Source organism: Nonomuraea jabiensis (assembly GCF_014204795.1).
GTDB classification, from domain to species: domain Bacteria; phylum Actinomycetota; class Actinomycetes; order Streptosporangiales; family Streptosporangiaceae; genus Nonomuraea; species Nonomuraea jabiensis.
Genome location: NZ_JACHMB010000001.1, coordinates 12,221,103 through 12,234,674 on the forward strand (window position 1 = coordinate 12,221,103; position 13,572 = coordinate 12,234,674).

The 13,572-nt window shown below is 71.9% G+C and carries 13 protein-coding genes; 8 read left to right on the forward strand and 5 right to left on the reverse strand.

Translation table 11 applies throughout. The features are described 5' to 3' along the window. Positions 1–72: 72 nt before the first annotated feature. From HD596_RS55760 to HD596_RS55775, 4 genes are read right to left on the reverse strand one after another with little or no spacing between them, the layout of a single operon-like run. Positions 73–384 carry a DUF6401 family natural product biosynthesis protein gene (locus HD596_RS55760; protein ID WP_313047221.1) on the reverse strand — a complete coding sequence of 104 codons (312 nt, stop codon included), beginning with the start codon at positions 382–384 and terminating at the stop codon, positions 73–75. Positions 385–411: 27 nt separating this feature from the next. Next, positions 412–1,536, reverse strand: coding sequence for a bifunctional 3-oxoadipate enol-lactonase/4-carboxymuconolactone decarboxylase PcaDC (pcaDC, locus tag HD596_RS55765; protein WP_313047223.1), 1,125 nt, complete (start codon positions 1,534–1,536; stop codon positions 412–414). Beyond that, positions 1,533–2,783, reverse strand: coding sequence for a lyase family protein (locus tag HD596_RS55770; protein WP_246555489.1), 1,251 nt, complete (start codon positions 2,781–2,783; stop codon positions 1,533–1,535). The genes pcaDC and HD596_RS55770 overlap by 4 nt, the downstream gene beginning before the upstream one ends. 30 nt (positions 2,784–2,813) lie before the next feature. Next, positions 2,814–3,968 carry a 4-hydroxybenzoate 3-monooxygenase gene (locus HD596_RS55775; RefSeq protein WP_185077480.1) on the reverse strand — a complete coding sequence of 385 codons (1,155 nt, stop codon included), beginning with the start codon at positions 3,966–3,968 and terminating at the stop codon, positions 2,814–2,816. A 68-nt stretch (positions 3,969–4,036) separates the two neighbouring features. Here HD596_RS55775 and HD596_RS55780 point away from each other — a divergent pair, with 68 nt between their 5' ends. Then, a complete protein-coding gene (locus tag HD596_RS55780) occupies positions 4,037–4,804 on the forward strand; it encodes an IclR family transcriptional regulator (protein ID WP_185077481.1) in 768 nt (255 codons plus the stop codon). Here HD596_RS55780 and HD596_RS55785 read toward each other — a convergent pair. Then, on the reverse strand, positions 4,773–6,533 hold the full coding sequence (locus HD596_RS55785; protein ID WP_185077482.1) for a thiamine pyrophosphate-dependent enzyme: 1,761 nt from the start codon (positions 6,531–6,533) through the stop codon (positions 4,773–4,775). The genes HD596_RS55780 and HD596_RS55785 overlap by 32 nt on opposite strands. Before the next feature lie 86 nt (positions 6,534–6,619). Between HD596_RS55785 and HD596_RS55790 the strand changes: the two genes are divergently transcribed. The 7 genes from HD596_RS55790 to HD596_RS55820 all read left to right on the forward strand — a co-directional run bounded on the left by HD596_RS55790 (position 6,620) and on the right by HD596_RS55820 (position 13,541). Continuing rightward, complete coding sequence (locus HD596_RS55790) at positions 6,620–7,513, forward strand: SDR family oxidoreductase (RefSeq protein ID WP_185077483.1); 894 nt, start codon at positions 6,620–6,622, stop codon at positions 7,511–7,513. 113 nt (positions 7,514–7,626) lie between these two features. After that, entirely contained in the window at positions 7,627–8,205 is a 579-nt protein-coding gene (locus tag HD596_RS55795; RefSeq protein WP_281398362.1) for a helix-turn-helix domain-containing protein, read from the forward strand. Between the two features lie 33 nt (positions 8,206–8,238). Further along, positions 8,239–9,357 carry an ABC transporter substrate-binding protein gene (locus HD596_RS55800; RefSeq protein WP_185077485.1) on the forward strand — a complete coding sequence of 373 codons (1,119 nt, stop codon included), beginning with the start codon at positions 8,239–8,241 and terminating at the stop codon, positions 9,355–9,357. A gap of 6 nt (positions 9,358–9,363) precedes the next feature. Then, complete coding sequence (locus tag HD596_RS55805) at positions 9,364–10,239, forward strand: ABC transporter permease (protein WP_185077486.1); 876 nt, start codon at positions 9,364–9,366, stop codon at positions 10,237–10,239. Continuing rightward, positions 10,236–11,030 carry an ABC transporter permease gene (locus HD596_RS55810; protein ID WP_185077487.1) on the forward strand — a complete coding sequence of 265 codons (795 nt, stop codon included), beginning with the start codon at positions 10,236–10,238 and terminating at the stop codon, positions 11,028–11,030. The genes HD596_RS55805 and HD596_RS55810 overlap by 4 nt, the downstream gene beginning before the upstream one ends. After that, complete coding sequence (locus HD596_RS55815) at positions 11,017–12,126, forward strand: ABC transporter ATP-binding protein (protein ID WP_185077488.1); 1,110 nt, start codon at positions 11,017–11,019, stop codon at positions 12,124–12,126. Before HD596_RS55810 ends, HD596_RS55815 begins: the two co-directional genes overlap by 14 nt. Then, positions 12,123–13,541, forward strand: coding sequence for an NAD(P)/FAD-dependent oxidoreductase (locus HD596_RS55820; protein ID WP_185077489.1), 1,419 nt, complete (start codon positions 12,123–12,125; stop codon positions 13,539–13,541). The genes HD596_RS55815 and HD596_RS55820 overlap by 4 nt, the downstream gene beginning before the upstream one ends. The last annotated feature ends 31 nt before the right edge of the window (positions 13,542–13,572 follow it).

The following is a 13,572-nucleotide window of genomic DNA, read 5'->3' on the forward strand; positions in this document are numbered from 1 at the left end:
GGCGGGCAGGCCAGGCGGGCAGGGCAGGCGGGCAGGGCAGGCGGGCAGGGCAGGGCAGGGCAGGCCGGAAGGTCAGGCCGGAAGGCCGTCTTCCAGGAAGCCTTCCTCGCGGGCCAGCCAGCAGACCGCCGTCAGCCGGAGCGCCGCCGCGTCCGGCTCGCCGGTGAAGACCCAGGCGCGCTCCCGCAGCTCGTCGAGGAAGCCCAGCAGGTAGTCGCCCAGGGTCTCCCGGTCCAGCGGGATCGCGTCGCGCAGCACCGCCGCGTGCTGGTCGACCGCGGCGACCAGGCCGGGGTCGCCGTGCATCCGGGCGAGCTGGGCGTCGCCCAGCGTGTTCATCAGCCAGCGCAGGGGCGAAACCGCCCAACCCTCCTCAAAGACCACCAAACAACCTTAAAGCATCTCCCAAGGTCAGCGGCCCTCCGCGTCGATGTCGGCGAGCGTGCGGCGGGCCACCGCGAAGGCGGCGTTGGCGGCCGGAACCCCGCAGTAGACGGCCGTCTGGAGCAGCACCTCCTTGATCTCCTCGCGCGTGAGCCCGTTCCGCAGAGCCGCGCGGACGTGCATGGCGAGCTCCTCCATCTGCCCCCTGGCCACGAGCGCGGTGAGCGTGACGCAGCTGCGGGTGCGCCGGTCCAGGCCGGGCCGGTTCCAGATCTCGTTCCACGCGTAGCGGGTGATCAGGTCCTGGAAGTCGCGGGTGAAGTCGGTGGTGGCGGCGACAGCCCGATCGACGTGCGCGTCCCCGAGCACCTCCCGCCTGGTGCGCATGCCCGCCGCGAAGGCGGGCTCGTCGCCCCGCAGGTGGCCCAGGAGGGCGGCGGTCACCGCGTCGGGGCGCTCCACGTTCGCCAGGTGCGAGGCCCTGGGCACCACCGTCAGGGACGCGCCCGGGATGTCGCCGGCCAGCGTGAGCGCGTGGTCGAGCGGCGTGGCCGGGTCCTCGGCGCCGGCGATCACCAGCGTGGGCGCGGCGATCTTCCCCAGCCGGCCGGTCAGGTCGAAGGCGGCGATGGCCTCGCAGCAGGCCGCGTACGACTCGGCGTCCACCTCCACGAACCGGTCGAACACCCGCTGCCCGTCGAAGCCGGGGGTGAACCAGCGAGCCTTCAGCGTCGGCACGAGCTCCGCCAGGCCCTTGCCGCGTACCAGCGCCGCCCGCTCCAGCCACGGCCCCGGCTCGCCGAACCTGGCCGACGTGCAGCACAGCACCAGCCCGCGCACCCGGTGCCCGGCCCCGTCGGCGAGCATGACGGCGATGGTGGTGGCGATCGCGCCACCGAGGGAGACGCCACCGACCGCGAACCGCTCGTCGTCGACGAGGTCCAGCACGGCCTGCGCCAGGTCGTCGATGGTGAACCCGGCCGCGGCCGGGGCCGAGCCGCCGTGGCCCGGCAGGTCGTACCTGAGGACCCGCCAGGACTCGGTGAGCGCGGGGAGCTGGGGCTGCCAGATCTCCATCGTGGTGCCGAGCGAGGGCCCGAGCACCAGCAGCGGCGCGTCGGCGGGGCCGTCGATGCGGTGGTGGAGTTTCACGGTTGCTCCCGGTAGGTGGCGAGGATGCGATCAACGAGCTCGGGGGCCGCCCCCAGGTACGCCGCAGGGTCGAGCAGTTCGGCGTGGCCCTCCAGCGGGCCGTCCCCGGACAGCGCCTCCTCGAGCGCCTTGCGGTCGAGGTGGGCGGCCAGCCGCTCGGCGAGCAACCGGCCGCCGGTCAGCTCGGCGTTGGCCCGCATCCGGTCGGGGAAGACCCGCAGCCCGGCCACCAGCTCGGCGGCGGTCTCGGCCGCGCCGCCCGTCAGGCGCAGCGCCTCGCGCAGGGGCAGCCACTCCGCCTGCCAGGCTCCCGCGGCCCGCTCGTGCTCGCCGACCTGCCCGAGGACCTGCGCGTACGCCGGCACCTGGAACGCGGCCGACCGGACCAGGACGGACAGGGCGGGATTGCGTTTCTGCGGCATGGCCGACGAGGAGCCGGCCGACGACTCGGCCACCTCCCCCACCTCGGTCTGGGCCATGAGGACGATGTCGGTGGCCGGTTTGCCGAGCGCGCGGGCCGTGGCGGCGAGCGCCGCGCCGAGCTCGGTGACGGGAGAGCGCTCCGCGTGCCACGGCATCGGGGGCGCCGCCAGCCCGATCTCCTCGGCGAACACCTCGGCCAGCAGCAGCGCGGTCCCCGCGCCGGCGCGCTCGGCGAACGCGGCCAGGGTGCCGGCCGCGCCGCCCAGCTGGGCCGGCAGGCGCAGCTCCCGGAGCCGGGCCCGGGCACGCATGAGACCGGCCAGCCACCCCGCCGCCTTCAGCCCGAACGTGGTGGGCACCGCCTGCTGCCCCAGCGTCCGCGCGGCCATCACCGTGTCCCGGTGCCGCTCGGCCAGCTCGCAGAGATCCCGCATGATCGCGCTCAGATCGCCCACGATGCCGCGGATCGCCCGCGTGGCCACCAGCATGGCGGCGCTGTCCAGGATGTCCTGGCTGGTCGCCCCCCGGTGCACGGACGACGCCGCGCCCGGCACGGCCCGCCGCAGGTCGGCCACGAGGGGCACGACCGGGTTGGCCGACTGGCGGGCCCGCCTGGCCAGGTCGGCCGGGTCGAGCACCAGCGTGGCGGCCGTCCTGTCGATGGCCGCGGCCGCCTCCGAAGGGATGAGCTCCAGCCGCGCCTGGGCGCGGGCGAGCGCCGCCTCGGCCTCCAGCATGGCCCGCAGCCAGGCCGCGTCCGAGGTGATCGCCTCCGCTCGCGTCCCCGCCCAGACCGGGGCGAGCAAGCCGCCGTCAGAACCCAACGCGGTCCACCTCCTCAGTCCTGCCATCATTCACGGCAGGCCCACGTAGTTCTCGGCCAGGGTGGTCGCCGCCGCCTCCGAGGAGGTCACGTAGTCCAGGTACGACAGCTGCAGCCGCCGCGCGTACGGGTCCTCGTCCTCGAACGTGTGCAGCAGCGTCGTCATCCACCACGAGAAGTGCTGCGCCCGCCACACCCGTTTCAGGCACGCGTCGGAGTAGCCGTCGAGCAGCCCGGTGGAGCCGTCGGCGAAGTACGCGGCCAGGGCCTCGGTCAGCACGCGGACGTCGGCCACGGCCAGGTTGAGCCCCTTGGCGCCGGTCGGCGGCACGATGTGGGCGGCGTCGCCGGCGAGGTAGAGCCGCCCGTACTGCATGGGCTCGGCCACGAACGCCCGCATCGGCGTGACGCCCTTCTCCGTGATCTCGCCGGTCGTCAGCGTGAAGCCGGGCACGCTCTCCAGCCGGGCCTTCAGCTCGGCCCAGACGCGCTCGTCCGGCCAGTCCTCCACCCGCGCGTCCGCCGGGACCTGCAGGTAGAAGCGGCTGACGGTGGGCGAGCGCATGCTGTGCAGGGCGAAGCCGCGCTCGGTCCTGGTGTAGATCAGCTCTTCCGACGAGGGCGCCACCCTGGCCAGGATGCCCAGCCAGGCGAAGGGATAGTCCCGCTCGTAAACGCTCAGAACGCCCTCGGGGATGGCCGGCCTGGACACGCCGTGGAAGCCGTCGCACCCGGCGATCACGTCGCAGTCGAGCCGCTCGCCGCCGAAGGTCAGGTACGGCCCAGAATCCGGCGAGTGCACCTCCACGTCCTCGACCTCGAACCTGATGTCGCCGCCCGCCGCCAGCCTGGCCGCGATCAGGTCCTTGACCACCTCCTGCTGCCCGTACACGGTGATGGACCTGCCCGGCACGAGCTTCTCGAACGCGATGCGGTGGCCCGCGCCCCCGTACCTGAGCTCGATGCCGTGGTGCGGCAGCCCCTCGCGCAGCAGGCGCTCGCCGACGCCCGCCTCGACCAGCGTGTCCACCGTGCCCTGCTCCAGCACCCCGGCCCGCACCCGCCGCTCGACGTAGTCGCGGCTGCGCTTCTCCAGCACCACGGAGGAGATGCCGCGCAGGTGGAGCAAGTGGGAGAGGAGCAGCCCGGCGGGGCCCGCCCCGATGATCCCGACCTGAGTTCGCATGAGGGAAGCATGCTGCCTTGACCGGGATTGGCCGAGATCCTGCTTCCACTCAGTGGAAGAATGGCTCCATGGCAGGCGGGGCCCGGGAGGGCGGGCGCTCGGTGACGTCCAAGGTGCTGGCCATCCTGGGCGCGTTCGACTCCGCGCATCCGCAGCTCACGCTGACCGACGTGGCCCGGCGCAGCGGGCTGCCGCTGAGCACGGCGCACCGGCTGGTGGCCGAGCTGGAGGAGTGGCAGGCGCTGAGCCGCGCGCCGGACGGGCGGCTGCGGGTGGGGCTGCGGCTGTGGGAGCTGGGCCAGCTCGCGCCCGGCCGGCTCCAGGACCTGGCCCATCCGTGGCTGCAGGAGCTGTTCGCGACCACGCGCGAGAACGTGCACCTGGCCGTGCGCGACGGGCTGGAGGTGCTGTACGTGGACAAGGTGTACGGCCGGCGGGCGGTGCCGATCGTGTCGCGGACGGGCGGCCGGCTGCCGATGCACCCGACGGGCGTGGGCAAGGCGCTGCTGGCGTACGAGCCGGACTGGTTCGTGAAGTCCTACCTGGCACGCAAGCTCGAACGGCCCACCCCGCACACGATCACCGAGCCGGGCCGGCTGGCCAGGGAGCTGGCCGTCGTGCGGGCCCAGGGCTACGCGCTGACGTACGAGGAGATGACGCTGGGCACCTGCTCGGCGGCGGCGCCGATCCTGGTGGGCGGGCGGCCGGTGGCGGCCGTCGGCATCGTGCTGTCCTCGCGGCGCGCCCGCGAGCTGCCCCAGCTCATCGATCCCCTGCTGGGCACCGCGGCGGCGATCGCGAAGGCTACTCCCCCAGCCGCTGGATCCGGTCCTTGAACAGGGTCGTGGCGATGGCCGCCTTGTGCGGCTGGCCCTTGAGGAACGCCTGCGCGAAGTTCTTCGCCTGCTCGTAGGAGACCTTGGCCGGCATGGGCGGCTCGTTCGGGTTCACGTCCACGTCCACCAGCGCCGGGCCGTCATGGGCGAGCGCCTGCCCGATCGCCATGGCGACGTCCTCCGACTTGGTGACCTTGGCCCCGAACCCGCCGCACGACCTCGCCCAGGCCGAGAAGTCGGCCTCCGGCTCGGGGAAGCGCACCCCGTGCTCCGGATAGCCGAGCACCATCTGCTCCCAGAGGATCTGCCCGAGCGAGTTGTTGTTGTTGATGATCACCTTGACCGGCAGCCGCTGCTGGACCGCCGTCAGGAACTCGCCCATCAGCATCGTGAACCCGCCGTCGCCGACGTACGCGATGACCTGGCGCCCCGGGTAGGCGTGCTGCATGGCGATGGCGTACGGCAGCCCCGGCGCCATCGTCGCCAGCGTCCCGGACAGGTAGAACCGGCGCTCGCCGCGGATCGTCCAGTGCCGAGCGGCCCAGGTGGCGATGGTGCCGCTGTCACAGGTCAGGATGGCGTCGTCGGTGGCGAGCTCGTCCACGATGGACACGACGTACTGCGGCGCGATGGGATCCCGGTCGGGGTTCTCCAGAGCGTCCATGTCGGCCCGCCACTTATCCATCATTTCCTGATATTTCCTTAGATGGGCGGTGCGGTCGCGGGCGTTGAGCAGCGGCAGCAGGGCCCGCAGCCCCTCCTTCGCGTCGCACACCACGGGCACGTCGGTCGCGATCCGCGCCCCCGCCCTGGTCGGGTCCGCCTCGAACTGCACCACCCGCGCCTGCTCCGGCAGGAACTTGGAGTAGGGGAAGTTCGTGCCGACCATGAAGAGCACGTCGGCCTCGTCCATCAGCTCCTCGCTCGGCCGGGTGCCGAGCAGCCCGATCCCGCCGGTCGTGTACGGCGAGTCGTCCGGGATGACCGCCTTGCCGGGCAGCGTCTTGGCCACGGGCGCGCCGAGCGCCTCGGCCACGGCCAGCACCTCCTCCCGGGCGTGCAGCGCCCCCTGCCCGACGAGCATGGCGGGGCGCCGGGCGTTGTTGAGCACCTCGGCCGCCCATTCGACGTCCTCCTGGCGCGGCAGGCCGGACGGGCGCAGGTAGACGGGCGCGGTCTCCGGCAGCCGCGCCGGGGCCACGGTCCGGTACGGGGCCATCCCCGCCTCGGCCACCTGCAGGTCGTTGGGCAGCGTGAGATGGGCGACCCCGCGCCGCGCGTAGGCGGTCCTGATCGCCAGGTCCACCAGCGAGGGCAGCTGCGCCGGGTTGGTGATCATCATGTTGTACTCGGCCACGTCCTCGTACAGCCGGTCGAGGTGCACCTCCTGCTGGTAGCCGGTGCCCAGCACGGACGTCTCCTGCATGCCCGTGATCGCCAGCACCGGCACGTGGTCCAGCTTGGCGTCGTAGAGGCCGTTGAGCAGGTGGATGCCGCCGGGCCCCGAGGTGGCCAGGCACACGCCGATCCGGCCGGTGGCCTTGGCGTAGCCGGTGGCCATGAAGGCGGCCGCCTCCTCGTGGTGGACGAGGACGAAGCGCACGCGGTCACGGTGGCGCCGCAGCCCTTCCATGATGCCGTTGATGCCGTCGCCCGGCATGCCGAAAACGGTGTCGACACCCCACTCGGCGAGCCGCTCTACCAGGGATTCCGCTGCGATTCGAGCCATGGGCCCGCCCTACCCGGCTCCGCGGCCCGCAGACGCTTTTACCAGATTCCTTGTCATTTCTGGACATTCGCGGGTAGAGGGGCGTCATGCGCATTCTGGTCACGGGAGCAACGGGCACGCTGGGCGGGGCCCTGGTGCCCGCACTGCTCAGGTCGGGCCACCGGGTGCGGGCGCTGAGCCGTACCAAGCGCGAGGACCGCGGGAACGTCGAGTGGGTGTGGGGCGACCTCGTCTCCGGCAACGGCCTCGCGGAGGCCGTGCGCGACGTGGACGTCATCGCGCACCTCGCCACCGGCGGCCGCAAGGGGCGCGGCGCCGTGGACGTGACCGGCACGCGCAAGCTGGTCGCCGCCGCCCGCCAGGCGGGCTACCCGCACCTGCTGTACACCTCGTGCGTCGGGGCCGACAGCGTGGCCAGCGGCCACCTGCGGCACAAGCTGGAGGCGGAACGGCTGGTCTGCGAGAGCGAGCTGGGCTGGACGATCCTCCGCTCCACCCACTTCCACCAGGCGCTCGACCGGCGGCTGAGCGACTTCGAGTCGCTCCCCGTGCTCGCCGTGGACCGCTCGATGCCCTGGCAGCCGGTCCACACGGGCGAGGTGGCGGCCCGCCTCAACGAGCTGATCGCCGCGGGCCCCGCGATGGACGAGCTCGAGTACGGCGGCCCCCAGGTGCTCAACACGGAGGAACTGGTCAGGACCTGGCTGCAGGCCAAGGGCCTGCACCGCCCCTGCCTGCCCGTGCGCTTCCCCGGCAGCCTGTACGCGGCCCAGCGCGCCGGCGAGCTGCTGACCGACGCCGAGCCCAAGGGCCGGATCACCTGGCACGACCACCTCTTCCCGGCGTCGGTCGAGCTCTCCGACGACTTCGCCTCGGAGCACACCGCCTCGCCCACCAGCCCCGCCAACCAGCCGGAGCAGGACCCCGACCTGCACGTCTACGGGGGCGACGAGGGCTACGAGCGCCCCACTCGCGGCTGACTCCTTTTACGTAGTCGTTACGTAACTCCCTCTTGCTGGGCATTCGGCTACCTATGTACGGTCCTTTCATTGCCACTTAACAACTTGTTCAGTGCAGCCAATCGAGAGGTTCGATGACGGAGTCGGAGAACGCCCGCTTGGGTGCGCGAATCCGCGCCTACCGCAACATGCGCCGCATGACCGTGCGCGCACTCGCGGCGGAGGCCAGGGCGAGCGCGAGCTTCATCAGCCAGCTGGAGCGCGGGCAGACCAGCTCCAGCATCGGGATGCTCAGGCGAATAGCCTCGGCTCTCGGTCTCACGGTCGCGGATCTGTTCAACGAGGAGGACGAGGTCGGCCACCGCGTGGTGCGCCGCGACGCGCGTCCGGAGCTGCACACGGCTCCCGGCACGCGCAAGTTCCTGATCTCCCAGCGTCCGCTCCAGAACGTGGAGGTGTACGCCGGGGAGTTCGATCCGGGCTCGTCCACCGGGGACGAACCGTACACCCACGGCGACTCCCAGGAGATCTTCCTGGTCATCCGCGGGCGGATCACTCTCTGGCTCGGCCCCAACGGCTCCGCCGCCGCACACGTGCTGGAGCCCGGGGACAGCGTGGAGTACCGCACGTCGGTCCCCCACCGGATCGTCAACGAGAGCGACGAGACCGCCGAGGTCCTCTGGACGGTCGCCCCGCCTACCACATCCTCCTGAGCCCCAGCCATACCTGCCAACAAGGGGGAACCCATGCCGAAGCACCCAGCGCGACTGGCCGCCACGGCCGGTGTCGCGGCTTCGCTCCTGCTCGCGACCGCCTGCGGAGCCGGCTCGGCGACGCCCGCCTCGATCGACCTCGGGTCGGGGCCCGCCAAGTCGGGCACGATCAAGAAGGACGCGTTGAGCGGCGTCAACATGACCTTCGTCTCCTACGGAGGCGTCTACCAGGAGGGCCAGCAGAAGGCGGCGGTGGACCCGTTCGCCCAGGAGTCGGGCGCCAAGATCCTCCAGGACGGCCCCACCGACTACGCCAAGATCAAGGCCCAGGTCGACTCCTCCAACGTCACCTGGGACGTGATCGACTCCGACTCCATCTGGGCCGAGGCCCAGTGCGGCAAGCTGCTCCAGCCGCTGGACTACTCGATCATCGACAAGTCCAAGGTCCCCGAGGGCCTGTCCGGCCAGTGCACCGTCCCCGCGATGCAGTACGGCATGGTGCTCGTCTACAACAAGGACAAGTTCGGCGCCAACCCGCCCAAGGGCTGGAAGGACTTCTTCGACACGACGAAGTTCCCCGGCAAGCGCGCCATCTCCGGCAACCCCGGCGACTCGGCGCCCGGCCCGTTCGAGGGCGCGCTGATCGCCGACGGCGTGGCGCCCGACCAGCTCTACCCGCTGGACGTCGACCGGGCCACCAAGAAGCTGCAGTCGGTCCGCTCCAACCTGGTCTTCTGGAAGACCGGCGCGGAGGCCCAGCAGTTGCTGGAGTCCGGCGAGGTGGACATGGGGATGGTCTGGAGCGGCCGGGCCTACGCCGCCGTCAAGAACGGCGCGCCGTTCCAGGTCGCCTGGGACCAGTGGATGCCGATCATGGACTCGCTGGCCGTGCCCAAGAACGCCAAGAACCCGAAGGCGTCGATGGCGCTGATCAACTACTACCTGGGCGCCCAGCAGCAGGCCAAGCTCACGGAGCTGACCTCGTACTCGCCGATCAACACCGACGCCAAGCCGAGCCTCGACCAGACCGGCCAGGCGTTCCTGACCACCGCTCCGGGCGTGCCGGAGAAGGCACTCAAGATCGACTCCAAGTGGTGGGCCGAACACCAGCCGGAGATGATCGAGAAGTGGTCGGCCTGGCTCGGCGGCTGATCGCGCATGGCCTCCACCCTGCAGGCGGTCGCCCCGCCCGCCGCCGCCAGGCAGCCGGCGGACCCTGAGCGCCGCCCGGCGCTCCTGGTCCTGCCGGCGCTGGTGGCGCTCGCCGTCTTCTTCCTGTTTCCGCTGATCTCGATGGTGATCAGCGCGTTCACCGATCCGGTGCCCGGTCTGGGCAACTTCACCTGGTTCTTCAGCGAGTCCCAGAACCTGCGCGTGCTCGGCCGCACGTTCACCACCGCCCTGTGGGTGACGGTGGTCGCGCTGATCCTGTCGTACCCGTACGCGTACGCCATGACGATCGCCGGCACGCGGGCCAGGGCCGTGCTGACGCTGCTGGTGCTGGTGCCGTTCTGGACCAGCCTGATGGTGCGGACCTTCGCGTGGGTGATCCTGCTGCAGGACACCGGCGTGGTGAACGACCTGCTGGGCACCATCGGACTGGGTCCGTTCAGCCTGATCCGCACCCAGACGGGCGTCGTGATCGGGATGGTGCAGCTGCTGATGCCGTTCATGGTGCTGCCGCTCTACGCGGTGATGAGCGGGATCGACCGGCGGCTGCTCACCGCGGCGGGCAGCATGGGAGCGCGGCCCGTCAAGGCGTTCCTCGACGTCTACGTGCCGCTGTCGCTGCCCGGGGTGTCGGCGGGGTGCCTGACGGTGTTCATCAGCGCGCTCGGGTTCTACGTCACGCCCGCGCTGCTCGGCTCCCCCACCGACGCGCTGCTGTCGCAGCAGATCTTCACGCAGGTCAACGGCCTGCTGAAATGGGGGCGCGGCGGCGCCATGGGCGTGGTCCTGCTCGGGCTCACGCTGGCCATGATCGCGCTGCTGGCGGTCACGCTGCGCCGCGCCGGGAAGAAGGTGACCGGATGAGCGCCCGGATCGGACGCGGGGCGCTGTGGGCGTTCTGCGCGCTGGTCGGCGTCTGGCTGGTGGCCCCTGCGATGATCGTGGTGCCGCTCAGCTTCACCTCGAAGGCGTCGCTCAAGTTCCCGCCGGACGGCTGGTCCACCCGCTGGTACGAGCACTTCTTCGGCGACCCGGCCTGGATGTCGGCCCTGTGGACCTCGCTGGAGGTCGGCCTGCTGGTCACCGTGGTCGCCACCGCGCTCGGCACGGCGGCGGCGCTCGGCCTGACCAGGGCCAGGATGCGCGGGCTCGCGCTGCTCCAGGGGTCGATGCTGGCCCCGATGATCGTGCCCGGGGTCGTGCTGGCCATCGGCGTCTACGCCGTGTTCCTGAAGCTGCAGCTCGTCGGGACGCTCATGGGCTTCGTCATGGCGCACACCGTGCTGGCGCTGCCGTTCGTGATGATCCCGGTGACCGCGTCGCTGAGCGGGTTCGACCGGCGGCTGGAGAGCGCGGCGGCCAGCCTGGGCGCCGGCCGCTGGACCACCTTCCGCACCGTGACGCTGCCGCTGGTCGCCCCCGGCGTGGCCGCGGGCGCGCTGTTCGCGTTCGTCACGAGCTTCGACGAGGTGGTCGTCTCGCTGTTCATCCAGAGCCCCTACCTGCAGACCCTGCCGGTGAAGATGTACGCGAGCGTCACCCGCGAGACCGACCCGACCATCGCCGCGGCGGCCACGATGATCATCGTGCTGACCACGAGCCTCGTCCTGATCGCCACCTTCTTCGTCGCCCGGAGGTCACGTGCCCACCAGTAACGATCTCGCCGCCCGCGGCGCCGGCATCGAGCTGACCGGACTGACCAAGCGCTACGGCGACTTCGTCGCCGTGGACGACGTCTCGCTGTCGATCAAGCCGGGCGAGTTCATCACCCTGCTCGGGCCGAGCGGCTCGGGCAAGACGACCACGCTGAACATCATCGCCGGCTTCGACCACCCCACCACCGGCGAGCTGACCGTGGACGGCACCGCCATCGCCGCGACGCCCGCCCACAAACGGGACATGGGCATGGTCTTCCAGCACTACGCCCTGTTCCCGCACATGACGGTCGCCGAGAACATCGCGTACCCGCTCAAACAGCGCAAGGTGCCCAAGGCCCGCCGCGCCGAGCTGGTCGCGGCCGCGCTGGCCACCGTCCACCTCGGCGAGTACGGCCACCGCTACCCGCGCGAGCTGTCCGGCGGCCAGCAGCAGCGTGTGGCCGTGGCCCGCGCCATCGTCTACAGCCCGCGCGTGCTGCTGATGGACGAGCCGCTGGGCGCGCTGGACAAGAAGCTGCGCGACTGGCTCCAGCTCGAGATCAAGCGCATCCACGGCGAGCTCGGCACCACGTTCGTGTACGTCACGCACGACCAGGACGAGGCGCTGGTGCTGTCGGACCGGATCGCGGTCTTCAACCGCGGCCGCATCGAGCAGGTCGGAGCCGCCGAGGAGCTGTACGAGCGGCCCGCCACGCTGTTCGTGGCCCGCTTCCTCGGCGAGTCGACGATCCTGCGCGGCGACGTCACGCCCGACGGCATCGGCGTGTGCGCGCGGCTGCTGCGGGCACCGGGCACCTTGGCCGACAAGGCGGGGGCGCTCGTCGTACGCCCGGAGCGGCTGGCCGTGCGCGAGGCGGGCTTCGACCCCGACCCGGAATGGAACGCCCTGCCGGCCACCGTCACCGGCGAGATTTACCTGGGCTCCAGCAGGAAGCTGGAGCTGAGGCTGCCCGACGGCTCGTCCGCGCTGGTGCGCGAGCAGGCCGGCAGCCTCAGCGACGCCCGTGGCGGCGACGAGGTCACCCTGACGTGGCGCGTCGCCGACTCCGTCCTGCTGCCCGACTCGCCCGATGTGGAGGCTGTGCTCACATGAAAGGCATCCCGCTCACCAAGGACTTCGCCAACGGCGGCGTCTCGTTCTGGTACCGGCAGATCGGCCTGCCGGACCGGCGTCCCCCGCTGCCGGGGCCGCGCTCGTACGACGTGGCCATCGTCGGCGGCGGCTACACCGGCCTGTGGACCGCGTACTACCTGAAGAAGGCCGAGCCGGGGCTGCGGATCGCGATCCTGGAGAAGGAGTTCGCCGGGTTCGGGGCGTCGGGGCGCAACGGCGGGTGGCTGTCGGCGGAGTTCGCCGGGTCGCGCAAGCGGTACGCCAAGGCGCGCGGCCGGCAGGCGATGATCGACCTGCAGCACGCGATGTTCGACGCCGTGGACGAGGTCATCGAGGTGACCCGCGAGGAGGCCATCGACGCCGACATCCACAAGGGCGGCCTCGTCCACGTCGCGACGAACCCGGCCCAGCGGCGCCGGCTGCGCGCGGAGCTCGACGACCTGCGCACCTGGGGGTACGGCGAGAGCGACCTGCGGCTGATGGACCGCGACGAGCAGCGCGAGCGCGTGCAGGTGGCGGGCACCCTGGAGGCCACCTACTCGCCGCACTGCGCCCGCATCCAGCCCGCCAAGCTGGCCGTCGGCCTGGCCGAGGCGGTCGCCCGGCTCGGCGTGGACATCTTCGAGGACACCACGGTCACGAAGATCGTCCCGCGGCGGGACGGCAGCCAGGCGGCGGCGGTCACCACGCGCGGGGCGGTCACGGCGGACTACGTCATCCGCGCCACCGAGGGCTTCACCGCCTCGCTGGCCGGCCAGCACCGGCAGTGGCTCCCGATGAACAGCTCCATGATCGTCACCGAGCCGCTGCCGCCCGAGGTGTGGAAGCACATCGGCTGGCAGGGCAACGAGCTGCTCGGCGACGAGGCGCACGCCTACATCTACGCGCAGCGCACCGCCGACGACCGCATCGCGATCGGCGGGCGGGGCGTGCCCTACCGGTACGGCTCGCGTACCGACCTGCGGGGCGCCACCCAGCCGCAGACGGTCGCGCTGCTGTGGCGGATGCTGGTCAAGCTCTTCCCCGCGGCGGCGGACGCGCGGATCCAGCACTCCTGGTGCGGCGTGCTGGGCGTGCCGCGCGACTGGTGCTCCACGGTCCACCTGGACCACGCGAGCGGCCTCGGCTGGGCGGGCGGCTACGTGGGCAGCGGCGTCACGACCACGAACCTGGCCGGCCGCACCCTGCGCGACCTGGTGCTGCGCCAGGACACCGAGCTGACGTCCCTGCCCTGGGTGGGCCGCCAGGTGCGCCAGTGGGAGCCCGAGCCGCTGCGGTGGACGGGGGTGCAGCTCATCTACGCGCTCTTCCGCGCCGCCGACCGGCAGGAGAACGACCACGGCACCACGACGTCGCCGTTCGCGCGGGTGGCGAACCTGATCTCCGGCCGCTGACGCGCCTCACCCTCCGGAGCGCGCTCAGCGC